The following is a 232-nucleotide window of genomic DNA, read 5'->3' as shown; positions in this document are numbered from 1 at the left end:
ACCCGGTCGGCACCGGCATGGACGAGAACAAGGTCGTGGAGCTGTCCGACGGCCGCGTGATGATCAACGTGCGTCCGGGCGATGCCACGTATCGCAAGGTCGCGATCTCCACCGACGGCGGCGTCAACTACGGCGAGGTGAAGCTGGAGAAGCAGCTGCCCGATCCGAAGAACAACGCGCAGATCACGCGCGCGTTCCCCGACGCGCCGGAAGGCTCCGCCAAGGCGAAGAT

At 65.9% G+C, this 232-nt stretch carries 1 pseudogene; it reads left to right on the top strand.

Annotated elements, in window-relative coordinates:
• Nucleotides 1-232: pseudogene (locus EHS19_RS10870) on the top strand (sialidase family protein); the annotation flags it as partial.

This window comes from Bifidobacterium jacchi (assembly GCF_009078285.1).
In the GTDB taxonomy this organism is placed as follows: Bacteria; Actinomycetota; Actinomycetes; order Actinomycetales; family Bifidobacteriaceae; genus Bifidobacterium; species Bifidobacterium jacchi.
The sequence above is the reverse complement of the archived record's forward strand: the minus strand, read 5'-3'. Positions and strand labels throughout refer to the sequence as shown.